This is a genomic window from Flagellimonas oceani (genome assembly GCF_011068285.1).
GTDB lineage: Bacteria > Bacteroidota > Bacteroidia > Flavobacteriales > Flavobacteriaceae > Flagellimonas > Flagellimonas oceani.
Map to the genome: position 1 here is coordinate 1,415,601 of NZ_CP049616.1, position 23,129 is coordinate 1,438,729.

Genomic DNA, 23,129 nt, shown 5'->3' on the forward strand with positions numbered 1-23,129 from the left:
CAAAAAACACGATGCATATAAACTAAAAAAGCACCCCCTAAAGGAGTGCTTTCGTATATTAAATAAATAATTGATTAGTTTACTGCACCGCTCAATTCAGCACCTGCTTTGAACTTTACAACGTTCTTAGCGGCAATCTTAATAGTAGCTCCTGTTTGTGGATTTCTACCTTCTCTAGCGCTTCTTTTGGAAACTGACCAAGAACCAAAACCTACCAAGGAAACTCTGTCTCCTTTTTTAAGCGTTCCTTCTACATTTCCCAAGAAAGATTCCAATGCTTTTTTTGCTGCTGCTTTAGTGATGCCAGCATCAGCTGCCATAGCATCGATTAATTCTGTTTTGTTCATAATGGAATTAAATTAATTGTTGTTAATATAATTTTAATGCTGAACAAATTTATATGGATTTGCGTCTCACGCAAGTAAAACCAAGGGAAATAAGGGTTTTTGTTGATAACTTGAAACGTTTGTTGATAAAGTGGGAAAAAAACGACAAATTTTCGCAGCCCAATCATAGCAAGGCTTTAGCGAAGAAGCGCATCATTTTCCAAATTTAATCCGTTTAAAACCTCGTTGACCTGCATTCTACGTTTACCCGGAAGCTGTAATTCCAAGAGCGAAATATAACCACCATCTACCGCTACCTTGAAGGATTTTTTATCCACCAATATTTGCCCTGCGCTATGGTCGTGGTCCTCCTGAAGCTTTTCTGTTTTAAAGATTTTCATTTGGTCCTCTTTGCCATCGTTTACCAACATGGTCCATGCGCCAGGGTACGGACTCAACCCCCGAATATGGTTATAAATGGCTTCCATGGAAGCGTTCCAGTCAATACGGCAAGTATCTTTATGGATTTTTGGAGCAGGTTTAAGAGTATTGCTTTCGTTCTGTGGTTGTCGGGTTACCGTACCAGCTTCAATCTGTTTGCAGGTTTCCACTACAAGGTCGGCCCCGATCTCCATCAATCGGTCGTGCAAGTCGCCTACACTATCGGTGGGCAATATCTTTTCTGTTTTTTGAAGGACAATGTTTCCGGTGTCTATTTTTTCATCAATAAAAAAAGTGGTGACGCCCGTTTCGGTTTCTCCATTGATTATTGCCCAATTGATAGGTGCCGCACCGCGATATTGGGGCAAGAGGGAAGCATGAAGGTTAAACGTCCCATACTCCGGCATTTGCCAAACCGCTTTGGGCAGCATCCTAAAAGCGACCACCACCTGCAAGTTGGCATCAAGTGCTTTCAATTCTTCGAGAAAATCCTCGTCCTTTAAATTTGTGGGCTGCAATACCTTTAGGTTATGCTCTACCGCAAATTGCTTCACTGCCGATTCTTGGACCTTACGGCCACGGCCAGCGGGCCTGTCGGGTGCGGTTATTACACCGACTACGTTAAAATCGGCTTCCAATATATTTTTTAAGGTTCCCACGGCAAAGTCGGGAGTGCCCATAAATACAATGCGAAGGGGATTATTTTTTGATGTACTCATTCTTAAAGTTTAGGGAGACCCGCTCATCTTCCAGCAGTCGCTCCAATGTTCTTAAAAGTTCTTTTTCCTTTGCTCCAATGGCTTTTTCGAGCTGCCGGGACGTATGGGGCCGGATTTCCAAGAGTTCCATCACCCTGTTTTCCAAATCATGTGGTGATGCAGTTCTCGCTTTCTTGGTACAAATATCGCACGTACCACACTTTTCACTGGTCTTTTCACCAAAATAATTAAGTAAGTATAGGCTACGGCATAGTTTTTTATTGGAAACGTATCCCAACATCGCGGCCATATTATTTTGCTTGACCTGATTAAAATCCTTGATTTTTTTTGCAAATAGGTTAATCGTATGGTCGTCTTCCCGCGGAACCAAAAAAGTGATTTCCAAATCACTCGTATTGTTTTGATACTCCACAATGCTATCATCCGCTAATCGCTGCAGTATTTCTTTTAAACGTGCTTCGCCTGTGCTGGTTTTTTGGGAAAGCATATACAGGTTGATTTTGGTCTCGTATTCCGTAATGCCCCCGTAGGTACGTAGAATGGTCTGGATGATGGGTGCCGTTTTCCTGTTTTTGTCCAGATAATTGAAAATCTCGGTTTTGGAAGCTGTAAACTGGAGCGTGGTTTTTTCTTTAAAATTTTCCGCTAAGGATAAAACTGAGTTTTGATCCAATATCCAAATAGCATTAAAGGTCATGTTGGGATTAAAGTCGTAGCGTTTGCAAAACGCATTGAATTTAAAGGCCAATGGTTCGGAAACCAATTCGCCATACGATATTTGGAAGTAGTTGTTGAGCTTGGAATATACCTGCTTCACAAAGGCAACATCGGGCAATGAGGATAAAAACTGTTGTTTGGCCTTGTTCTCATCTTCTTTGGAAGTGATGATGATTGCGGTCGAAACGATTCCGTCACGACCAGCTCTACCGGCTTCCTGAAAGTAACTTTCCAAACTATCGGGAATTTGATAGTGTATGACCAGGCGAACATCCGGTTTATCCACTCCCATGCCAAAAGCGTTGGTGGCCACCATCACCCGTACCTTACCGCTTAACCAAAGGTTGAGTTTTTCTTCTTTATCCGATTTAGGAATCCCTCCATGAAAAAAAGATGCGGAAATACCATTTTTGATCAAAAAGTTGGCCAGTGAAATGGACATTTTCCTGGAACGTACATACACAATGGCGCTCCCAGAAACTCTATCCATATATTTTTTGAGCTGATATAGCTTGTCCTCAGAGTGTTTTACTTTAAACGCGATATTGGAACGGGAAAAGGAATCCTTGAAAATTTCAACGTTTTCCAATTCCAGATTCTCCACAATATCCTCTACCACGCGTGGTGTAGCTGTTGCGGTCAACGCCATCATCGGTATATCGGGGACCAGTTCTTTTAAGATGGAACATCCGAGATAGGCCGGCCTAAAATCGTTCCCCCACTGGGATATGCAGTGCGCCTCATCAATGGCAATGAGGTTGATGTTCATTTGTTGGATGCGTTCCTGTACAATAGTTTGTTGCAACCGCTCAGGGGACAGGTACAAAAACTTATAGTTGCCATAGACGCAGTTGTCCAAAAGGTCGTTTAATTCGCTTGGTGGGATGCCGCCGGTTAAAGCGATGGCCTTGATGTTCCTTTTTTTTAGTTGTGACACTTGGTCTTGGATCAAGGCCACCAAAGGTGAGACCACAATGCATATGCCCTCCTTGGCCAATGCGGGCACCTGATAGCAAATGGATTTTCCTCCACCGGTGGGCATCAATGCGAGAACATCTTGCCCCGATAGAACGGTGTTGATGATTTGTTTTTGGGATCCCCTAAAATCATCATAACCCCAAAATTGTTTTAAAATGCCTGTGGTATCCTTATGCACTATAATTTTTTAAGTGTTTCCAAAATAAAATCAATCCGATTTTGGACTTCATCTTTTGGCACTTCGATGGGGTTATAGCCAAATTGTGTATAGGTCTTCATCAAGGAATCATGAATGCTTTCAGCTTCCTCAAAGGTTTCCATACGTTCGTTGTCGGAAACATAGATTTCCTTCCAAGGCGGAACAATAAAAATGGAATCGTATCTATGGTCCTTGCAAGCTGAAGTGAAAAAATCATCGTACTCCTGTCCAAAAAAATCCATGTAGGCCAATACATCCGGTATGCCACGGTCAAAAAAACTGATGGGAGCATCTATTTTTAAGGACTGCCTGTAGTGGGACGTTCTTCCTTCCAACAGATCTTTATTGAACTGCAATGCATCATCCACAAAAACCAAGGGATTTGAAATATAATGTTCCGTTTGCCCCTCATTTTTGGCTTTAGAGGTCATATCACGGATAATCTCATGAAAGCAATGGTAACCCATGCTTTCCAATCCATTAACTATGGAAGTCTTACCGGTGCCCGGCGCTCCCGTGATAACTATTTTCTTCTTTCCCAAAGCCCTTAATTTATGTTACAAAGTAATGAAATCGACTTAAGGAAAAAAAATTGATGGGTAAGCCATATATTTGTAAAAAATTGAGGTATGGATAATAAGGATACGGAGGAGTTTTACGCAAAGCTAAAAGATCAGTTGTTGGAAAGCACTAGTTGGCCATCTACATACCTTTATAAATTTATAGTTCCAACGGATGAACAACGGATTTCACAGATACAGGATATTTTTGACAATACCGGAGCTGTAATCGAATCCAAAAAGTCCAAAAAAGGGAATTATACCAGCTTATCCATTACAGTGAACTTAAAAGATCCGGACGCTGTGATAGAAAAATATAAGGAAGTTTCGGTAGTTGAGGGTGTAATTTCTTTGTAGCCCCTTTGTTTGCTATAATTTTATTACTTTGCGAACGTTATCGGATTACTTTCCAAGTTTCAAATCTCTAAATACATTACTTTGAACGAAATATTTAATTTAGAATACAATACAGAGCGTCCAAAACTCTTTATTCCAGAGTATGGCCGGCATTTCCAGAAAATGGTGGATCACGCCGTCGCTATTGAAGACCGCGACGAACGCAATAGAGTGGCCAAATCCATTATTAGCGTAATGGGAAACTTACAGCCCCATTTAAGGGATGTTCCAGACTTTCAGCATAAACTTTGGGACCAATTGTTTATTATGGCGGATTTTAAGTTGGATGTAGATTCCCCTTTTCCGATTACATCACAAGAGGTTCTGCAACAACGCCCAGAGCCGTTGGATTACCCCCAGAACCACCCCAAGTACCGTTTTTACGGAAACAATATCAAAAGAATGATAGATGTGGCCGTAAACTGGGAAAAAGGAGACATGCGTTCAGGTTTGGAATACGCGATCGCCAACCACATGAAGAAGTGCTACTTGGTTTGGAACAAGGATACGGTGGAAGATAGTGTAATCTTCAATCACCTCAAGGAGCTAAGCGATGGACAAATAGATTTGGCAAAAAGCGATGAGAGCCTTACCGAAAGTGGACAGTTCCTTAAGAACAAACCAAGCAGGTCCAACAATAACAACAACAGAGGAAAGAAAGGGCAGAGAGGCCGTAAAAAAAGATATTAAACTCCAAGGGAATACATGGGTACATTTCGAATAGAGGGTGGACACCAATTACATGGTGAAATTACACCTCAAGGGGCAAAGAACGAAGCACTACAGATTCTTTGTGCCGTTTTACTTTCAGAAGAAAAAATTACCATACACAACATACCCGACATCGTAGATGTCAACAAACTCATCGCCCTATTGGAAGACTTGGGCGTTAAAATCCAGAAGAAAGGCAAGGGGTCGTACACTTTTAAGGCCGATGATGTAAACTTGGATTACCTTCAATCTGCCAAATTTAAGGAAGATGGCAGAGGGCTACGGGGATCTATTATGTTGGTTGGCCCACTTTTGGCAAGATTCGGAAAAGGATACATCCCAAAACCTGGAGGAGATAAGATTGGTAGAAGAAGGTTGGATACCCATTTTGAAGGTTTTATCAAACTTGGAGCGCAGTTCCGATACAATAAAGAGGACTATTTTTACGGAGTTGAAGCCGATAAGCTCAAGGGAACCTATATGCTTTTGGACGAAGCATCGGTAACCGGAACGGCCAATATTGTAATGGCCGCTGTTTTGGCAGAGGGCACCACTACGATTTACAATGCGGCCTGTGAACCTTATCTTCAGCAATTATGTAAAATGTTGAACCGCATGGGGGCCAAAATCTCAGGAATCGGTTCCAATTTGTTGACCATTGAAGGAGTTGACTCGTTAGGTGGTACCGAGCACACCATGTTGCCCGATATGATAGAAATCGGTAGCTGGATCGGGTTGGCTGCCATGACCCAAAGCGAACTCACCATCAAAAATGTCAGTTGGGACGATTTGGGCGTAATTCCGAATGTGTTCCGTAAGCTGGGAATAACCGTGGAAAGAAAGGGAGATGATATTTTTATCCCAAAACACGAAGATGGCTACGAAATTCAGAATTTTATAGATGGCTCCATTCTCACCATAGCCGATGCACCTTGGCCGGGACTTACCCCGGATTTGTTGAGCATTATTTTGGTTGTGGCCACCCAAGCAAGGGGAGAAGTCCTTATCCATCAGAAAATGTTCGAAAGCCGATTGTTCTTTGTGGACAAACTTATTGATATGGGCGCAAAAATCATTCTCTGCGACCCACACAGGGCCACCGTAATTGGACATGATTTCCAATCCACATTAAAGGCAACTACCATGGTATCCCCCGATATTAGGGCAGGAGTGTCCCTTTTGATTGCGGCACTGTCCGCCAAGGGAACTTCCACCATACATAATATCGAACAGATTGATCGTGGTTACGAAAACATCGATGAGCGCTTGCGTGCCATCGGGGCCAATATTGTAAGGGTGTAATTCTGATTATTTCTCGACCAATTTTCCATCAGGGTAAAGTGCAAAACGACCCCTGTCCTTATCGTGCACATTGTCCGGATGTGGCCATGGCCATCCACCAAACTGTGTAAGACGGTATTCTTCCATCACTTTTTGAATTTCTTCTTGGGTGTTCATCACAAAAGGTCCGTATTTGGCAACGGGTTCACCAATGGGTTTTCCTTGTAACACCATAATTTGAGCTGTTTCCGAACCTATTTTGATGTTTACATCTTGTGTCGGGTCCAGAACAATTCCAAAATTTGGATTGATTTTTTTGTCCCCGATACGGATTTCGTCCCCTTCATAAAAATATAACACGCGATTTACTTCCGAAGAATTTGCTTTTGGCAACATGTACTCTGAATCTGCATCCACATGAATGTTCCAAACCGCTACCTCGTTCTCGGGATTTGCGGCCCATGAATCCGGTGCGGGGTTAATTGGATTCACATTTTTGTAGGTGCCTGCAACTACTTTTATTTTCGCGTTTCCCTCTTCAATAATCGGAATATCCTCGTTCCAGAGCATTTTAAAGTGTGGGTCCACAAACTTTCCAACTTTGGGAAGGTTCAACCAAATTTGAAACAGCTCCAGCGTATTCTCCTCATCATCTTTTAACAAGGGGAACATTTCCGAATGCTGTACACCTCTTCCGGCCGTCATCCATTGCACATCGCCCTTGCCAAATCTACCAGCGGCACCTAGGGAATCGGAATGGTCGCAAAATCCCTTATTCACGATGGTGATGGTTTCAAAACCACAGTGAGGATGGAAAGGAAACCCCGGAATCGTCTGACCGTGGTACATGCGCCATTTGGCACTGGGATTAAAATCGCTTCCCAGACTTCTCCCTTTGAGCAAGGATTCATCTGGCCCCATCTCTCCATTTCCTTTGGGAAAATGGTCCAAATGGTATACACTGAACAAAAATGGGTCCAAGGTTTGCCAAGGTGAACTTAACGGAAAGGTTTGTATAACAGGATTTTTCATAGCGTAATTTTTTTTTAAGATCAAAAGCCTGCAAGGTGCAGGCTTTTCAATCCAATTGTAATTTAATTTATTTACCAGGAATTGGTGGTGGACCATCGATCATGGCCTCATATTTTACATCACCTTTTCTGGTCTTATATTCTTCTTTTACTTTTTCTACCAATTTTGGGTCATCAAAAAGGTCAAGCATGGTCATCCCCATGGCTTTGGAAGCATAGATCATTCCTTTGTGCCCAATGCTCATGCCACCACAGGCTACCACGGCCCATGAATGCCAAGGCGTGCCTTTTGGGGCAACGGTAACACCAAGATTGATATTGGGTACATTCCAGCTGACATCGCCAACATCTGTGGAACCTCCGCCTGGTAGTTCTTCGGTTTCTTTTAATGGATGAATTTCTCCGTCCATACCCACTTGGGGCTTTCCGGTAGCTTCCTGGATGGCTTTACCATAGGTAATTTCTTCATCCGTGTATGTGATCGGACCCAACAGTTCCAAGTTGTTCTGCATAATTTTACCGCCTTCACGGTTGACCAAAGTTTCGTAAATACCCGAAATCAATGAGTATTTGTATTCGACATTGGCCATAATGGCGGCACCTTCGGCCATGGCCTTGACACGCTCAAAAGTGGGAAGCATAACTTCTCTTTTTGGGTCACGTACCCGTACCCATAAACGTGCATAATCGGGAACCACGTTGACTACTTGCCCACCATCTTGAATGTGGTAGTGGATTCGGGATGTTGGTTTGATATGCTCCCTGTAGTAATTGATGCCCGTTGTGTACAATTCCAAAGCATCGGAGGCACTGCGACCGTTCCATGGATCAGAAGAAGCATGCGCTGCTTGACCATAAAACTCGATCATGAAGTCAATCAAAGAGAGCCCACTTTGCACATCGGCCTCTATTTGTGCGGAAGGGTGCCAACTGACATTTACATCGACATCATCCCATAATCCGGCCTCTACCATCCAGACTTTCCCAAAGTATTTTTCTTCGGCAGGAGTTCCCAAGAACTTTACCGTTCCTTTGATCGTACCTGCTTCAATCTGTTCCTTAATCGCAATGGCGGCTCCCAAACTGGCAGCGCCGAACATGTTGTGCCCGCATCCATGGCCTGGTTCACCTTCAATTCGAGGGTCTTTGGTAGGAACGGTGTTCTGTGAAAGTCCAGGCAAGGCATCAAACTCGCCCAATACACTGATTACGGGAGAGCCCGAACCGTACGTGGCGGTGAAAGCGGTTGGAATATCGGCCACACCACGGGTAACCGTCATTCCGTTTTCTTCTGCATAATCCGCTAGAAGTTTAGAGGAAATGGATTCCTCAAAGGCGGTTTCGGCCAATGCCCAAATGGAATCACTGATTTTGATCAAGTTTTCTTTGTGCTTTTCTACCGAGGCAACAACAGCTTTTTTGTCCTTGGACATCTTTTGGGCAGAAAGGTTTAGCGATACCAAGCCCAAAAGGAGTAAGGTTGAAAGTTTTTTCATTATAAAGGTTTTGAGTTAGTTATGTTCCATTGAATTGATTTGGCTTTTTCGATAAGTAAAATCATTCAACAGAGAACTAAAATTAACGAAAAAGCTTCAACTTACCGCTTCTTTATATGTTTTTAAACATCGTTCGCGGGCCATTTTATGGTCAACAATAGGGTCTGGATAACTCAATTCCTGAAGGTCAGGAACCCATTTATTGATGTATTTCCTGTCCTTGTCGAATTTCTTGATCTGTGTGGTCGGGTTGAATATCCGGAAATAGGGCGCGGCATCCACACCGCTGCCCGCTGCCCACTGCCAATTACCGACGTTGCTGGCCATTTCATAATCAAGGAGTTTTTCGGCAAAATAGGCTTCGCCCCACCGCCAGTCGATCAATAAGTGTTTGCAGAGAAAACTGGCCACGAGCATACGCACACGGTTGTGCATGTAACCGGTTTCATTCAGCTCGCGCATCCCTGCGTCTACCAAAGGATAGCCTGTTTTACCATTTTTCCATTTTTCGAACTCTTCTTCATTGTTCCGCCATTCGATCCTGTCGTATTTGGCTCTAAATGCCTCATTTACGGTATGCGGAAAATGCCAGAGAATCTGCATAAAGAACTCCCTCCAAATCAGTTCGTTCCAAAAGGTCTCGTTCTTCTCGTCAATGGCCTTCTTAATCATTTTTCGGATTGAAACGGTGCCAAATCGTAAGTGTGGACCCAATCGGGAAGTTCCCTTCTCCTTGGCGGGGTAGTCCCGAGTATCCTCGTAGTCCTGAATCAAATTTGAAGTCACTGTAAAATCGGGGACTTTTATGGAAGATTCCTTAAACCCCATATCCTCCAGTGAAAATTGCGGTAGTTTTTTGGATTGGTATAAATTTTTACCAAGGTCGCTCAAGGTATCGTATTCCACCAAATGGATGGAGGGATTAAAATTTTCCTTCCACTTTTTCATAAAAGGAGTGTACACCACGTAGGGATCACCATCGTCTTTCACCACTTCTTCCTTTTCAAAAATCACCTGATCTTTAAACGTATTGAACTGGACGCCGTTTTCTTTCAGCAGGGATTTTATTTCTTCATCCCGCTTTTTGGCATAAGGCTCGTAGTCGTGATTGGTATAAACAGCTTGAATGTTATGGTCTTCCAATAATTGTTTGAATACTTTTTTGGGAGTATCATGAAACTGTGCAATTCCACCATCATGGTTGGTCGTGAGCTGGGTGTTTATTTTTTGCAACTGTTGATTAATAAAGGTTACCCTAGCATCATCTTTGGGCAGGTTTTCCAGTATTTCGGTATCAAAAATGAAAATTGGCAACACTGGAAACTCATTTTGGAGCGCTTGATAGAGTCCAACATTATCATCCAGCCGCAAGTCACGTCTATACCAAAAAATATTGATTTTATCCTTCATGAGCTTATATTTAAGCTGGACATTCCGCCATCGACCCCGATAACCTGTCCTGTAATCCATGAGTTATCGGGATTCAACAAAAACGTGGCCATGTTCGCAATATCGGCTGTGTTGCCGACTCTTTTCATGGGGTGTCTTTCGGACATCATTTCTTTTTTCTTATCGTTGTTCAACAGTCGTTCGGATAGGGGAGTGTCCACCAATGAGGGTGCAATTACGTTCACTCTGATCTTTGGTGCATATTCTGCGGCCAAGGCTCTTGCAAACCCTTCAATGGCTCCTTTTGCCGCAGAAACGCTGGTATGGAAAGGCATCCCTGTTCCGACCGCAACAGTACTGAAAAACACCATGCTGGAACCTTCGTTCATTCTATTGATGATGGATTTGACCGTTTTGGCCAAAGCGATAAAATTGATTTCCATATCGTTTTGAATGGTATCGACCCCCATGGTTTTAAAGGGTTTTAGATTGATGCTGCCCGGACAGTAAACAAAACCGTCCAGCTTTTCCGGGATAGATTTTTCGGAAATGTCCTCGCTCAATACATCGAAGGGAATGTGGGTGACGTCTATATTTGAAAGCTCCTCGTTACTTCTACTGGCCACAAACACACGATTTTCTTTGGATAACTTCTTTGCCATCTCCAAGCCTATTCCATAAGAACCACCGATCAATAAAATATTCTTTTCCATGTTATACTTTTCTAATGCTTAAAAAATTCTCTTTTCCGTTCACCTGACCAAATAGCTCGGCAAGCTTTTTCTCCCTAAACCCAAAAATCTTTTGCAGCTGTTTCTTTACCAACATGGGGTGTGCAAGCTGTCCCAAAAAACCAAAAGGCAATTTATAATCGATAATATCTTCCATTTCCACACCTTCGGGGACTTCTTTTAAAAAGTGCTTGTGATGCCAAAGGGAATAGGGGCCAAAACGCTGCTCATCCACAAAGTATTCACCTTCTTTTACATGAGTGATTTCGGTTACCCATTTGGTCGATAGGAACGGAAACGGTTTCACGATGTATTGAATCACTTGCCCTTGAAACATGGGTCTATCCGCTCCTGCCAAGATATGGAATCCCATGTGCTCAGGGGTAATTACGGCCAGGTTTTTTGGGTCGGATAAAAAGTCCCAAGCTTCCTTTTTGCCAATGGGAAGTACTTGTTTCGATTTTAGTTGATAGAGTTGCATGCAAATCAGTTTACACAAAGATAAAAGTAATATGTTTAATAAAAATATTAAAAAGTTAAACAAAAATTAAATCAGACGATTTATTTTCTATTTTTGTTTTAAGGTTTAATTAACAAATAGAGCACTGCTTTGTCTTAATTTTGCTTTGCTAAACATTTAAAACATACAACAACTATGAAAAAATTTACACTCTTATTATTCGCAATTTCGATGTGTTGTTCTTTACAGGCACAGATCCAAACTCCAGCGCCCAGCCCTGCTTCCACATTGGAACAAAAAGTGGGATTGACCGATGTTACCGTTAAGTATTCCCGCCCAGCAATGAAGGGAAGAAAAATATTTGGAGACCTAGTTCCTTTTGATGCCATTTGGAGAACTGGTGCCAATGAGAACACCACTATTTCATTTAGCGATGATGTAACTGTTGAAGGAAAAGAACTCAAGGCAGGTACTTATGCCATTTATACCAGACCTGGCGAGGCAGTTTGGGAAGTTTTCTTCTACACCGATACCAAGAACTGGGGTACCCCTCAAGAATGGGACGCCTCTAAAGTGGCCGCTACGGTAAAGGTCGAAACATTTGATATTCCAATGCCCATCGAAACTTTCACGATTACCATAGATGATCTCCACAACAATGGTGGAACCTTGGGGATTATGTGGGAGAACACATATGTAGGTGTTGATTTTATTGTTCCTACCGCAAAAAAGGCCATTAAGAGTATTGAAGAAACCATGGCAAACAAAGAAGACCTAACTGCAAATGACTATTTTGCTGCTGGTTCTTACTACTTTGCAGAAGGCATGAATATGCAACAAGCAAGGGAATGGGTGGACAAAGCTGTTGAAATGGGCGATGGCAGTACGTATTGGATGATGCGTACACAATCGTTGATCTATGCTAAAATGGGGGATAAAGAAGCTGCCATTGAAGCTGCCAAGAAATCTTTGGCCGCAGCACAGGCTGCAGGTAATCAGGATTATGTGAAAATGAACAAGGAATCCTTGCAAGAATGGGCGAAAATGTAGTGTTGCCTATTTCGAAAAATAATAAAGAAGCCCACTTTTTAGTGGGTTTTTTTATTCCTCGAAAGAGGAGCTGCCCAAAAAGTTATCGAATAGTTGTGTGATTATTGCCAATACGATTACCAGTAAGCACCCAAAAGCATTCAGCCATAAATAGGACATCCAATCCAAATACCAGCCGATGATCACAATAATCTGGGTAACGATTGCAGCAACAAAAACTGCATTTCCTTTTACAAACTTAAAGAAGAAGGCCAGTAAAAAGATTCCCAGTACATTACCGTAAAAAATGGACCCTATAATATTGACCAATTGAATCAAATTATCAAAAAGACTCGCTACGTTAGCGATTATAATGGCAATTATTCCCCAAAGTAGGGTAAAGGCCTTGGTTGCTTTTAGATAATGCGCCGGGTCCCGTTCCGTTTGAACATTCCTTTTGTACAGATCCAACGCAGTAATGGTACCAAGTGCATTTAGCTCGGAAGCGGTGGACGACATGGCGGCGGATAAAATCACGGCCAGAAGCAACCCAATGAGCCCCATGGGCAAATTGTTGAGTATAAAATGGATGAACACGTAATCCTTATCGTTGGTCTCCACGGTAGCATCCGCTTTGGAAATCAAATTTTTAGCGGTTTCCCTATTTGCCGTTTCCTTTTCGTTTATTTTTATAATGTCCTGCTTCGCCTGCTCGATAGCGTTGTACTCTTTTAGCTCCAGTGCCGCAGAGAATGAATGTTGCGCCATGCGCTTTTCCTTTTCCAGTTCCTTATGATCATTCTCCAGGGCTTGATAGTCGTTGGCATATTCCGATTGCATTATCGCTTCGGTGGCGGCGGGATTAAAATTTAGGGGAGATGAGTTATATTGATAAAAAACAAAGACCATGGCGCCCACCAGCAGGATGAAGAACTGCATGGGAATCTTGAAAATCCCATTGAATATCAATGCCCATTGACTTTCTTTAACGGACCGTCCTGATAAATAACGTTGAACTTGGCTTTGGTCTGTTCCGAAATAGGCCAAGGCCAAGAAAAATCCACCGGTGATACCGCTCCAAAATGTATAACGGTTATCGGTGTCAAGAGAAAAATCAAGAATGTTGAGCTTGTTGTTCGCCCCGGCTATTTTTAATGCCTTATCAAAAGAAATATCGGTAGGTAGCGCTCCCATGATAAAGAAAAATGCAAAGAACATTCCCAACATAATGATGAACATCTGTTGCTTTTGTGTCACACTTACCGCTTTGGTACCTCCGGAAACTGTATAGATAATTACCAGAATACCAATAATAACGTTCAAAGTGCGCAAATCCCATCCCAAAACGGCCGAGAGTATGATGGACGGTGCAAAAATGGTGATTCCGGCTGCCAATCCACGTTGTACCAAGAAGAGCAATGCCGTGAGGGTCCTGGTTTTTAGGTCGAAACGGCCTTCGAGCATTTCGTAGGCGGTAAAAACCTTGAGTTTTTTGTAAATGGGAATAAACACCAAACAGATGACGATCATGGCCAGTGGCAGTCCAAAATAAAACTGCACAAAGCCCAGACCATCGTGGAAGGCTTGGCCGGGAGTGGATAAAAAAGTAATGGCACTCGCTTGGGTGGCCATAACGGAGAGACCTATGGTCCACCATTTTACATCGTCCCCTCCGCGCACATAATCGTCCACATTATTGTTGCCTCGCGTTTTCCAAACGCCATATGCCACAATAAAGAGCAGGGTGCTACCAAGGATAATCCAATCGAGTATTGCCATTCAGGATTCTAATTGTTTAGTATCATAATGAGGTAGAAAGCTAATATATAAATGGCATTTAAAAGGATTACTATGGTGTATTCCTTTTTCCACTCAAATTTGATGTTCATATCAACCTTTGACATCGTTCTGTTTTTTTACCTCACTTTTTCCCACAGAAAGCATGTTTGCGAACAATTTATATGCTCCCGAAACCCCAACAGGCAGTTCCCTGAAAAAGCTTAGACCTGTGTAAATATAGTGACCTTCTCCGTAAGGTGCCACAATTAAACTTCCCTGTTTATCGGTTTCCCCCTCATCCTTCATGGATAGGATGGGCGTAAACTCCGGGCTCCAAGCAGTGGGAAAGTACAGTCCGCGTTCCTGTACCCATCCATCAAAATCCTTTTTTGTGATGGGGTTGGGGAAGTTGACCAAGGGATGGTTTGGTGCCAGGATTTCAACTTCAGCGTTTTCGTCGGTCACCCTGTCCCGCGAAAGCGTGACATCGTAGGGTGCGATATTTTCGAATTGTTTTGCCCATCTTCCGGCGGTATTGTACTGTACGATCATGGTGCCGCCATTTTTAACGTAATCGAAAAGCACGGGCTGCTTAAATTTTAATGCATCTACCACATTGTAGGCCCTTATGCCCACTACCACAGCATCATACTTGTCCAAATCCCCACTTTGAATATCATTGGGCTCCAAAATATGTACTTGATAACCAATCTGCTCCAAACTTTCAGGAACATTGTCGCCAGCACCCATAATGTATGCAATGTGCTCACCGGATTTTTTGATGTCCATTCGTACTACTTTCGCTTCGGATGGGAGCAGTACGGATTGTTTTGGTATATGATCGTAATTGATTTCTATAAGTTCATTGCCATATATTTTGTTGCCGATACTGATTTTTGGCTCAATTTTACCCTCACTTTCGCTATCTGGAGGGGTAACTTTAAAGGCCACCGAAATTTCCTCTCCTTTTTGGGCAATGGAAAATGGAATGCTGCCAGGGGATACTTTCCAACCCGATGGATGGTTCAAGGAAACACTACCTGATACATCATTTTTTCCAGCTCTGATTTTTACTTGCACTTCTTTAGTATCCGAATTGGCAAAAATCAATACTTTTTCATCGATTTTTGAAGTGACTTCTGGTAATATGGCAAACGGTTCATAAACTTCACCTTTATCTGGCTTGGAGTATCTGTACACCACGGATTTTTCGACCGGAATCGTTACACCATCTATTTCCAAGTTAAAAATTGCACTGAATGCACTTGGTGTTTCGGGTTTTCCTATCAAAGTTTGATTACTGACCGTGTACATGCCCAGAGTTCCCGGTTCGTTCAACCAATACGGGCTGGTGTACGCAGTGTTTTCCGGCACTGTAAAATCCATGCTAAAAGTCTCTTTTTGATTGTCGCCCAGCACTTTGTTAGGGGTCAGTTTTGCAGTTGCACCTACTATTTCAATGCTTTTTAAGGTAACAATGGGAGATGTCCTGTTGATGGCCTCTATGTTGATGGTGGCTTTACTGCCCGGAGTGGCGGATGCACTTGCGGAACTGGCTTCCAGATATAGCCCGGCCGTGGCCAAAATAATGTTCTTCAACGCTTCGGATTTAAGACTTCTCCAATGCTCATCTTCCACTTTTTGAAGCAATTCATAGGCTTTTACGAGTTCGGGAACATGTTTTGATGGATTTTGAAAATCGAAATTTTCCTCGACTTTATTTAAAATATTGCCCACGGCCTCACCACCTTTAACACGGGACCATGTGGTGTTGATACCATCAAAAACGTCGTCGTTCTTGGGCATGTCGCCCTTTAAGAGTTCAATGTACTCTATATCGGAGCCCCTGTCGGTCAGCCTCCCGAATCCTTGGCATAAATGCTGGCTACGCGACATTGCGGCAATTTCGTTGTTGGAAAGTCCGAGTTCGGCATAATAGGTGCCCACATCCAATTTTACCATTCCGGATTTATCTACTTTTTCAAAGGCTTCTTGGCTACCATATTGCCACCACGATGTATTGTAGAATATTCGCTTAGGTTGCCAAGTCATAGTGGATTTTAGTTGGTCCGTGTAAGCTTGGGGGTTATTGGCAAGGTCATAGGCTTCCATGCTCAAAACTGCCGATGCGGTATGGTGACCATGGGTCGTGCCCGGAGTTCTATGGTCAAATCGGTTGATGATCACATCGGGTTTAATGTTGCGAATGGCCCAAACCACATCGGCCAAAACTTTGTCCCTGTCCCAAATTTTAAAGGTCTCTTTCGGATGCTTGGAGAAACCAAAATCGTTGGCGCGGGAAAAACGCTGCTCCCCACCATCGATATGCCTGGCGGCCAAAAGTTCCTGTGTACGCAATACGCCCAAAAGTTCCCGTAGTTCCGGACCTATCAAATTTTGACCTCCATCCCCACGGGTCAACGAGATATACACGGTTCTTGCCTTTTCATGGTTCGCCAAATAAGAGATAAGGCTTGTATTTTCATCGTCGGGGTGCGCCGCTACGTAAAGGGCCGTCCCCAAAAAGTTCAGTTTTTGGATTTCGTGGAATAGCTCCGCAGAGGTAAGCTTGTCCGGTTTTTGGGCAAAAGAGTTCGTGAATATTAGTATGGTTACGGAAAGGAGTACCCAAAAATGCTTCATTGTTGGTCGTTTAGCGGTTAATTCAAATATAGTTAGTTTGTGTTCAGTTATTGGTTTGTTTAGAAGAGTTTTAACGCTATCGGTGGGTTATGGTAGGACTCATAGCCCCAAACTATCCCTTAAAACTAGATTTTTGTTTTCATTTTGTTTCCAATAGGCCGTTTTCAATGTTTTGATTTTGGTTGCGGACGTGGTCAATGTTTTGGCATTGGAACCAAATCCACTTTTAAATTCTTCCTCCCAACTTTCTATGGAATATGGGAAGTTTGTCGTGAAATTTATCATCAAATTTCGTTCCAATTCCGGATAGGAAATGGTATAAGTTGTAATGCCCTCTTTTGATGAAAGTTGGGCCATGGCCTTGTACGCTTTCACTTCTTGATGCTTCAAACGAAGAAACTCCAAAGATGGTATCATAGCAACTTCACCTTGTGGAAGGTTGTCGGGATCGATTCGGATTTTGTTCCAGATTTCATTTTCCAGAATATTTTTCTCCATCGAGAACACCTCGTCGGCCTCTCCTTCAAAATAGGAATGGGAGGTAAATTCAAATTGTTCCCGATTGTTGAGCTGCGAGTACACGTGCCCGCACCATTCTTGAACGGACAAACTTGTTTTTATGGCATGTTGATTATCATGAACGGGATAGAACGTACTGTGCATTATGGAATAGGGATAGATACCCGTCAAAAACTTTTTAGTGGCATTCAATTTTAATACCGAAACATTTTCTGGATCGCTATTGTTGGCTTTAACCTGTGCCTCGGGCAAAAAGGGCTCGGTGACATAGATTAAAACGGCATTTCCATCCCTGGGTTCACCATATCTGGCTTGTTCCAATTTATAGGAAGTGATTTCAGCCTCACCGGCATACCAATACTCCTTGAACTCATCCGAAAGGGGTCGCTTTGGTTTAGAAGCCTCTTGTTTTGGTGGAGTTGCAGTTTCTGCGTTTTCGGTTGTTTTACCCTTATCCTTGCAGGATGCGAATATGGAGAGAACCAATATAACGATGACCGCCCTGATTTTATGTAACGATTTCATGGGAATTGGATTTACGTAAAGTTACGCATCCAAACTCAAGAAACCAGATCATTTAAAGTTTGATAGACCAAATCGGTAGGGAGTCCCACTACATTGTTGTACGAACCTTGAATTTCTGAGATACCGATCATTCCGATCCATTCTTGAATGCCATAGGCTCCTGCTTTATCAAATGGTCGGCAAGTTTCAATATAGTAGTGGATTTCTTCATCCGATAAATCCTTCATTTTTACTTTGGTGATACTGCTCACGGATTCTTGTGCATCTTTTGTGGTAAAACAGACCGATGTAATCACTTCGTGCCAATCGCCAGAGAGGGTGCGCAGCATTCTAAATGCCTCATCATGGTCGGCAGCTTTCGCCAAAGAAGCACCGTTGTGCCATACCACGGTATCCGAAGTGATCACGATTTGATTGGCCTCCAAATCCTTTAGAAAAGGTGTGGCTTTCAATTTGGCCAGATATTCGGATATCTCTTGGCCCTGCAATGCATCAGGATAAACTTCTTCCACGGATTTGGGCCGCACTTCGAAGTCAAGTCCCAATTCCTCCAAAAACATTTTACGCCTTGGGGAACCGGAGCCCAGAATTATTTTTTTGTCCTTGAGTTTTTCTTTGAGTGGATTTTTAGTCATTCTTGGCGCTAAAATTATCGTTCCAGTCCCCGCGAACCTTTAATACCTGCTCAATAATATCGCGAACACAGCCATCGCCGCCATTTTTATGGGAAACATAATCAGAAATCGCCTTTACCTCCGGCACGGCATTTTGCGGGGAAGTGGCCAGGGCCACCATTTTCATCGGGGGGATGTCCGGGACATCATCTCCCATATATACCACGGTTTGTGGGTCTATACCATGAATTTCCAAATACTCTTCCAAAGGTTCTTGTTTGTGATGGGCACCCATATAAAAATCCGTCACCCCAAGTCCTTTTAAGCGATCTTTTACACCTTGATTGGTCCCGCCGGTAATAATACAAACGTTATATCCTTTCTGAATGGCGGTTTTGAGGGCATACCCGTCTTTAACGCTCATTTTACGAAGCAGTTCCCCATCGGTGGTGATTAAAACCGTTCCATCGGTAAAAACACCGTCAACGTCAAATACAAAGGTGGTAATGTTGCTCAATAGCTCTTTATAATTCTTTTTCATGGGCTTGTTTTATGGCTTGGCTCAATAATTTATAGAGTGTAATGTGTTCTTTCTTGTTCAGGAGTTCTAGGTGGCCTTCCATACTCTTGATATCATTTCGGCGAGCTGGACCAGTCTGCGCCTCCTGGGGTGACATGGTCTGAATTTTATGGGCCGTTTCCATGATCAAAGGTTTCAATAAATCAAAAGAAAGGCCTTCTTCCAAACAAAGTTCTTCGCCAATGCTGTACAGGCAATTGGTGAAGTTGTTCACAAAAACGGCCGCAAGATGCAATTTTTTTCGCTGTTCTGAGTCAATCTGATGCACGTTTTTGGAAATGGACATCGCCAAACTCTTCAAGGTATTCAAGGATTTTTCATGATCAGCTTCGATACAGATCGGAATGTTTGAAAAATCCACTTCTTTATCCTTGGTAAAAGTCTGTAAGGGATAAAAAACCCCTTTTTTCACGGACTGTAAAGTATTCATATCGATGGCCCCCGAAGTGTGGGCCACGATTCCCTTTTTGTTTGATAGATATTTAGAGACTTCGCCAATGGCATCGTCCTTTACCGCTATCACGTAGACATCGGCATCAGTTATAGCATCAAAATCATTGGAAATATTGGAATATTCCGAAAAGTGCTGTAATTCTTTCACATTACGGCCTATAACCTGCACCACATCGACATCATCGGCTTTTAAAAAAGCAGTGTAGAGGTGTTTGGCGAGGTTTCCGGTACCAAAAATCACAATCTTTAGCATGCCCAAAACTACAAATTTAGGGTTGATGGATTATACTGAGAATTAACAAATATGTACGATTTTTATCCTTCTGAGCAGTAAGGAAGTTCTAAAAAGGCCGTATTTTTGCAAGCCGAAAGTAGACCGAATTTCCATGATTGATATTCTTAAAAAAACGCTTTTTTCCACAAGACTTATGGCTGTTCTATTTTTGGTTTTTGCTGCTGCATTGGCCATGGGAACTTTTGTGGAAACTTGGTACAGTACCGAAACCGCACGAATTTACATCTACAATGCTACTTGGTTCGAGGCCATTATGGTATTTTTTGTAATCAATTTTTTCGGAAATATTTACAGATATCGGTTATTGCAGTGGAAAAAATGGCCAGTACTTGTTCTTCACCTTTCGTGGATTCTGATCATTATTGGTGCTTTTGTGACCCGTTACATCAGTTACGAGGGTATGATGCCCATTAGGGAAGGTGCTACTGAAAAAGTTTTTTATTCGGACAAGACCTTTTTAACGGCGTTTGTTGATGGTGAGATCAATGGAGAAACCAAAAGAAGGGTGCTGGAGGACGATATCTTGGTAACGCCTGAAGGGAAACGTACCAGTCTACCATGGAAATCCGATTTTAATGGGCAACCATTTTCCATCTCCTATGTTGATTTTATTAAGGGAGCGGAAGAAGGGTTGGTGCCAGATGAAAATGGAGCTGAATATTTACAAATTGTGGAAGCGGGCGATGGACAAAGACATGAACATTATTTGGAAAATGGGAAAATAGCCAGTGTCCACAATATTCTTTTTGCCCTGAACAATGAAACCGACGGTGCCATCAACATTTTTTATGATGAGGAGAACGGTTATCGTATCAAATCACCTTTTGAAGGGGATTTTATGCGTATGGCCGACCAGTTTAAGGGAGCAGTTACCAGTGACAGCATTCAGCCGCTTCAACTACGTTCGCTCTACAACATGGGGGGGATGCAGTTTGTGGTGCCCGAGCCCTTGATCAAAGGTAGGTACGGGGTCGTCGAAGTTCCCGAGGAAGAAATTTCCCCTGCAACACAAGACGCATTGGTGGTATCCATCTCTGCAAATGGGGATACCCAAGAGGTGAAATTATTGGGAGGCAAGGGGAGTGCCAACTTCTCCGATAAGATAAACGTTGGAGGCTTGGATTTTTCATTGAGCTATGGATCAAAAGTATACGAACTTCCTTTCTCCATTGAATTGAACGATTTCATCGCGGAAAAATATCCCGGGACAGAAGCGGGCTATGCTTCTTTTATGAGCAAGGTTACGGTACACGATGATCGCCCTTTTGATTACGATATTTATATGAACCACGTTTTGGACCATAAGGGATACCGTTTTTTTCAGGCGAATTTTGATCCAGATGAAAAAGGTACCGGTCTTTCCGTAAACCATGATTGGTGGGGTACCTGGATAACCTATATTGGATATTTTCTGCTTTACATCGGGTTAATGGGCATTATGTTTTTTGGTAAAACACGTTTTAGGGATTTACAGATCATGCTCAAAAAAATAAAGGAAAAGAAGGCTGCGTTGACTACGATAGCTCTTTTATTTGTTGCGATCAATGCAAATGCGCAGGATGCACATGAGCATTCGTCGGTACCTACCCAAAAACAAATTGACTCTGTGATCACTGCTACCACAGTGGCCGAAGAGCATGCCGAAAAATTTGGCGCATTGATCATACAGGATGAAAATGGACGAATGAAGCCCGTGAACACTTTCGCTTCCGAACTTTTGCGAAAATTAAGTGGGGACGACAAATATCAAGACCTTTCAGCCAATCAAGTTTTCCTTTCCATGATGCTGAACCCTGGCGTTTGGTACACTACCGACATTATTGCATTGGGAGATAAGGGAAATGACAGTATTCGTAAGGTTATCGGTGTTCCTGAAGAAACAAAATTTGTTAAGGCAACAGATTTCTTTGATGCCAAGGGAAGCTATAAACTCAGGCCTTTTTTGGAGAAGGCGACCTCCAAGGCAAACCCTAACAAATTCGAAAAGGATTTTAAGAAAGTAGGGGAGCGCTTAAGTCTATTGGATGTTGCCCTGAGCGGTCAAATGGTGAAGATATTCCCATTGCTGAACGATGAGAACAACAAATGGATATCTGCCGTGGAATATCGTGGTGGAGAATATCAGGTTCAGGATTCGCTCTATGCGAATTTCATCAAAAATGCAATGCCCTATTATCTGAATTCCTTACAACAGTCGATTGTTAGCGGCGACTATTCCCAGCCCGATAGATTGTTGGAGGCGTTCCGGCAAAATCAAAAGAACCATGGCGAGGAAATACTGCCATCGGAAAACAAAATAAAGACCGAGATCATCTACAATAAACTGGACCTCTTCAACCGCTTGTACAGATACTATGCAATGGTCGGGTTGCTCTTGTTTTTTGTGCTGATAGCCAAGATTTTTAAGGAACGTAAAATCCTTGATGCGGTCGCTTATGTATTAAAGGGTACCATTATCATATTTTTTATATGGCACACCATCGGTTTGATTCTACGATGGTACATTTCCGGTCATGCCCCTTGGAGCGATGCTTACGAAAGTATTCTCTACGTATCATGGGCAACCATGGGCATAGGTTTGGCATTGGGCCGAAAGAGTGAACTTACCATTGCCTCCAGTGCTTTTGTGACCTGTATGTTGTTGTGGGTGGCGCATCAAAGTTGGGTAGATCCCGCAATTGCAAATCTGGTTCCTGTATTGGACAGTTATTGGTTGATGATCCACGTAGCCGTAATTGTGGGCAGTTATGGCCCGTTGACCGTCGGGATGATATTGGGCGTGGTAGCCTTGTTGTTGATGATCCTTACCACCAAAAAGAATAAAAAGCGAATGGACATCAATATAAAAGAGCTTACCGTGATCAACGAACTGGCACTTACCACAGGTTTGATAATGTTGACCATAGGTAACTTTTTGGGCGGCCAGTGGGCCAATGAGAGTTGGGGCCGTTATTGGGGCTGGGATCCCAAGGAAACTTGGGCATTGGTCTCTATTATGATCTATGCATTTGTGCTGCACATGCGATTGGTTCCCGGTCTTCGGGGCAAATGGATCTATAATTTTGCCAGTATTGTGGCCTATGCCAGTATTATGATGACCTATTTTGGAGTTAATTTTTATCTGGTCGGATTGCACAGTTATGCCAGCGGGGACCAAGTAATAACCCCAAGTTTTGTATGGTATACCGTACTTGGGGTCTTTATTTTAGGTGGAATCAGTTTTTGGCGTTACAAGGTGCATTACGCAAAAAAATAGG

Annotated in this window: 20 protein-coding genes; 5 read left to right on the forward strand and 15 right to left on the reverse strand. The window is 42.8% G+C overall.

Features of this window, described 5'->3' with window-relative positions; genetic code table 11:
- Nucleotides 1-74: 74 nt before the first annotated feature.
- The 4 genes from GVT53_RS06600 to GVT53_RS06615 form a co-directional block, all read right to left on the reverse strand.
- Nucleotides 75-347 carry an HU family DNA-binding protein gene (locus GVT53_RS06600; RefSeq protein ID WP_014034238.1) on the reverse strand — a complete coding sequence of 91 codons (273 nt, stop codon included), beginning with the start codon at nt 345-347 and terminating at the stop codon, nt 75-77.
- A gap of 176 nt (nt 348-523) precedes the next feature.
- Entirely contained in the window at nt 524-1,486 is a 963-nt protein-coding gene (gene fmt / locus GVT53_RS06605; RefSeq protein WP_166247895.1) for a methionyl-tRNA formyltransferase, read from the reverse strand.
- Nucleotides 1,467-3,359, reverse strand: a complete 1,893-nt coding sequence (locus GVT53_RS06610) for a RecQ family ATP-dependent DNA helicase (RefSeq protein ID WP_166247896.1) — start codon at nt 3,357-3,359, stop codon at nt 1,467-1,469. The genes fmt and GVT53_RS06610 overlap by 20 nt, the downstream gene beginning before the upstream one ends.
- The gene (locus GVT53_RS06615) at nt 3,359-3,922 is read right to left on the reverse strand and encodes an AAA family ATPase (protein WP_166247897.1); all 564 of its coding nucleotides are present in this window, start codon (nt 3,920-3,922) and stop codon (nt 3,359-3,361) included. The genes GVT53_RS06610 and GVT53_RS06615 overlap by 1 nt, the downstream gene beginning before the upstream one ends.
- An 87-nt stretch (nt 3,923-4,009) precedes the next feature.
- On the opposite strand from GVT53_RS06615, the gene GVT53_RS06620 reads away from it, so the two are divergent.
- The 3 genes from GVT53_RS06620 to murA all read left to right on the forward strand — a co-directional run bounded on the left by GVT53_RS06620 (nt 4,010) and on the right by murA (nt 6,349).
- Complete coding sequence (locus GVT53_RS06620) at nt 4,010-4,297, forward strand: DUF493 family protein (RefSeq protein WP_166247898.1); 288 nt, start codon at nt 4,010-4,012, stop codon at nt 4,295-4,297.
- A gap of 81 nt (nt 4,298-4,378) precedes the next feature.
- Nucleotides 4,379-5,026: a DUF4290 domain-containing protein gene (locus tag GVT53_RS06625; RefSeq protein WP_166247899.1), complete on the forward strand. Its 648-nt coding sequence runs from the start codon at nt 4,379-4,381 to the stop codon at nt 5,024-5,026.
- A gap of 15 nt (nt 5,027-5,041) precedes the next feature.
- Nucleotides 5,042-6,349 carry a UDP-N-acetylglucosamine 1-carboxyvinyltransferase gene (murA, locus tag GVT53_RS06630; RefSeq protein WP_166247900.1) on the forward strand — a complete coding sequence of 436 codons (1,308 nt, stop codon included), beginning with the start codon at nt 5,042-5,044 and terminating at the stop codon, nt 6,347-6,349.
- A 6-nt stretch (nt 6,350-6,355) separates the two neighbouring features.
- On the opposite strand, the gene GVT53_RS06635 is transcribed toward murA, so the two are convergent.
- The 5 genes from GVT53_RS06635 to GVT53_RS06655 form a co-directional block, all read right to left on the reverse strand.
- Nucleotides 6,356-7,360: a pirin family protein gene (locus GVT53_RS06635; protein ID WP_166247901.1), complete on the reverse strand. Its 1,005-nt coding sequence runs from the start codon at nt 7,358-7,360 to the stop codon at nt 6,356-6,358.
- 67 nt (nt 7,361-7,427) lie between these two features.
- Entirely contained in the window at nt 7,428-8,855 is a 1,428-nt protein-coding gene (locus GVT53_RS06640) for an amidohydrolase (RefSeq protein ID WP_166247902.1), read from the reverse strand.
- Between the two features lie 96 nt (nt 8,856-8,951).
- Nucleotides 8,952-10,265, reverse strand: coding sequence for a cryptochrome/photolyase family protein (locus tag GVT53_RS06645; RefSeq protein WP_166247903.1), 1,314 nt, complete (start codon nt 10,263-10,265; stop codon nt 8,952-8,954).
- Nucleotides 10,262-10,957, reverse strand: a complete 696-nt coding sequence (locus GVT53_RS06650) for an SDR family NAD(P)-dependent oxidoreductase (RefSeq protein ID WP_166247904.1) — start codon at nt 10,955-10,957, stop codon at nt 10,262-10,264. The genes GVT53_RS06645 and GVT53_RS06650 overlap by 4 nt, the downstream gene beginning before the upstream one ends.
- A gap of 1 nt (nt 10,958) precedes the next feature.
- The gene (locus tag GVT53_RS06655; protein WP_166247905.1) at nt 10,959-11,456 is read right to left on the reverse strand and encodes an SRPBCC family protein; all 498 of its coding nucleotides are present in this window, start codon (nt 11,454-11,456) and stop codon (nt 10,959-10,961) included.
- 174 nt (nt 11,457-11,630) lie between these two features.
- On the opposite strand from GVT53_RS06655, the gene GVT53_RS06660 reads away from it, so the two are divergent.
- Complete coding sequence (locus tag GVT53_RS06660) at nt 11,631-12,485, forward strand: DUF2911 domain-containing protein (RefSeq protein ID WP_166247906.1); 855 nt, start codon at nt 11,631-11,633, stop codon at nt 12,483-12,485.
- Nucleotides 12,486-12,536: 51 nt separating this feature from the next.
- Here GVT53_RS06660 and GVT53_RS06665 read toward each other — a convergent pair whose 3' ends face one another.
- The 6 genes from GVT53_RS06665 to GVT53_RS06690 all read right to left on the reverse strand — a co-directional run bounded on the left by GVT53_RS06665 (nt 12,537) and on the right by GVT53_RS06690 (nt 19,830).
- The gene (locus GVT53_RS06665) at nt 12,537-14,243 is read right to left on the reverse strand and encodes a sodium:solute symporter family transporter (protein ID WP_166247907.1); all 1,707 of its coding nucleotides are present in this window, start codon (nt 14,241-14,243) and stop codon (nt 12,537-12,539) included.
- Between the two features lie 111 nt (nt 14,244-14,354).
- On the reverse strand, nt 14,355-16,886 hold the full coding sequence (locus GVT53_RS06670) for a PIG-L family deacetylase (protein WP_166247908.1): 2,532 nt from the start codon (nt 16,884-16,886) through the stop codon (nt 14,355-14,357).
- Nucleotides 16,887-16,985: 99 nt separating this feature from the next.
- Nucleotides 16,986-17,930 carry a septum formation inhibitor Maf gene (locus tag GVT53_RS06675; protein WP_166247909.1) on the reverse strand — a complete coding sequence of 315 codons (945 nt, stop codon included), beginning with the start codon at nt 17,928-17,930 and terminating at the stop codon, nt 16,986-16,988.
- 35 nt (nt 17,931-17,965) lie between these two features.
- Complete coding sequence (locus tag GVT53_RS06680) at nt 17,966-18,565, reverse strand: Maf family nucleotide pyrophosphatase (protein WP_166247910.1); 600 nt, start codon at nt 18,563-18,565, stop codon at nt 17,966-17,968.
- Nucleotides 18,558-19,085: a KdsC family phosphatase gene (locus GVT53_RS06685; RefSeq protein ID WP_166247911.1), complete on the reverse strand. Its 528-nt coding sequence runs from the start codon at nt 19,083-19,085 to the stop codon at nt 18,558-18,560. Before GVT53_RS06685 ends, GVT53_RS06680 begins: the two co-directional genes overlap by 8 nt.
- Nucleotides 19,069-19,830 (reverse strand): Rossmann-like and DUF2520 domain-containing protein, encoded by a 762-nt coding sequence (locus tag GVT53_RS06690; RefSeq protein ID WP_166247912.1) that lies wholly within the window; start codon nt 19,828-19,830, stop codon nt 19,069-19,071. Before GVT53_RS06690 ends, GVT53_RS06685 begins: the two co-directional genes overlap by 17 nt.
- A 133-nt stretch (nt 19,831-19,963) precedes the next feature.
- Between GVT53_RS06690 and GVT53_RS06695 the strand changes: the two genes are divergently transcribed.
- Entirely contained in the window at nt 19,964-23,128 is a 3,165-nt protein-coding gene (locus tag GVT53_RS06695) for a cytochrome c biogenesis protein (RefSeq protein ID WP_166247913.1), read from the forward strand.
- The last annotated feature ends 1 nt before the right edge of the window (nt 23,129 follow it).

What these genes read in the sequence shown, in the direction of transcription:
- GVT53_RS06650 (WP_166247904.1), bottom strand. Translation starts at nt 10,957, where the DNA reads ATGGAAAAGAATATTTTATTGATCGGTGGTTCTTATGGAATAGGCTTG.
- GVT53_RS06680 (WP_166247910.1), bottom strand. Translation starts at nt 18,565, where the DNA reads ATGACTAAAAATCCACTCAAAGAAAAACTCAAGGACAAAAAAATAATT.
- GVT53_RS06665 (WP_166247907.1), bottom strand. Translation starts at nt 14,243, where the DNA reads ATGGCAATACTCGATTGGATTATCCTTGGTAGCACCCTGCTCTTTATT.
- GVT53_RS06675 (WP_166247909.1), bottom strand. Translation starts at nt 17,930, where the DNA reads ATGAAATCGTTACATAAAATCAGGGCGGTCATCGTTATATTGGTTCTC.
- GVT53_RS06620 (WP_166247898.1), top strand. Translation starts at nt 4,010, where the DNA reads ATGGATAATAAGGATACGGAGGAGTTTTACGCAAAGCTAAAAGATCAG.
- GVT53_RS06670 (WP_166247908.1), bottom strand. Translation starts at nt 16,886, where the DNA reads ATGAAGCATTTTTGGGTACTCCTTTCCGTAACCATACTAATATTCACG.
- GVT53_RS06695 (WP_166247913.1), top strand. Translation starts at nt 19,964, where the DNA reads ATGATTGATATTCTTAAAAAAACGCTTTTTTCCACAAGACTTATGGCT.
- GVT53_RS06660 (WP_166247906.1), top strand. Translation starts at nt 11,631, where the DNA reads ATGAAAAAATTTACACTCTTATTATTCGCAATTTCGATGTGTTGTTCT.
- GVT53_RS06600 (WP_014034238.1), bottom strand. Translation starts at nt 347, where the DNA reads ATGAACAAAACAGAATTAATCGATGCTATGGCAGCTGATGCTGGCATC.
- GVT53_RS06655 (WP_166247905.1), bottom strand. Translation starts at nt 11,456, where the DNA reads ATGCAACTCTATCAACTAAAATCGAAACAAGTACTTCCCATTGGCAAA.
- GVT53_RS06685 (WP_166247911.1), bottom strand. Translation starts at nt 19,085, where the DNA reads ATGAAAAAGAATTATAAAGAGCTATTGAGCAACATTACCACCTTTGTA.
- GVT53_RS06635 (WP_166247901.1), bottom strand. Translation starts at nt 7,360, where the DNA reads ATGAAAAATCCTGTTATACAAACCTTTCCGTTAAGTTCACCTTGGCAA.
- GVT53_RS06645 (WP_166247903.1), bottom strand. Translation starts at nt 10,265, where the DNA reads ATGAAGGATAAAATCAATATTTTTTGGTATAGACGTGACTTGCGGCTG.
- fmt (WP_166247895.1), bottom strand. Translation starts at nt 1,486, where the DNA reads ATGAGTACATCAAAAAATAATCCCCTTCGCATTGTATTTATGGGCACT.
- GVT53_RS06640 (WP_166247902.1), bottom strand. Translation starts at nt 8,855, where the DNA reads ATGAAAAAACTTTCAACCTTACTCCTTTTGGGCTTGGTATCGCTAAAC.
- murA (WP_166247900.1), top strand. Translation starts at nt 5,042, where the DNA reads ATGGGTACATTTCGAATAGAGGGTGGACACCAATTACATGGTGAAATT.
- GVT53_RS06690 (WP_166247912.1), bottom strand. Translation starts at nt 19,830, where the DNA reads ATGCTAAAGATTGTGATTTTTGGTACCGGAAACCTCGCCAAACACCTC.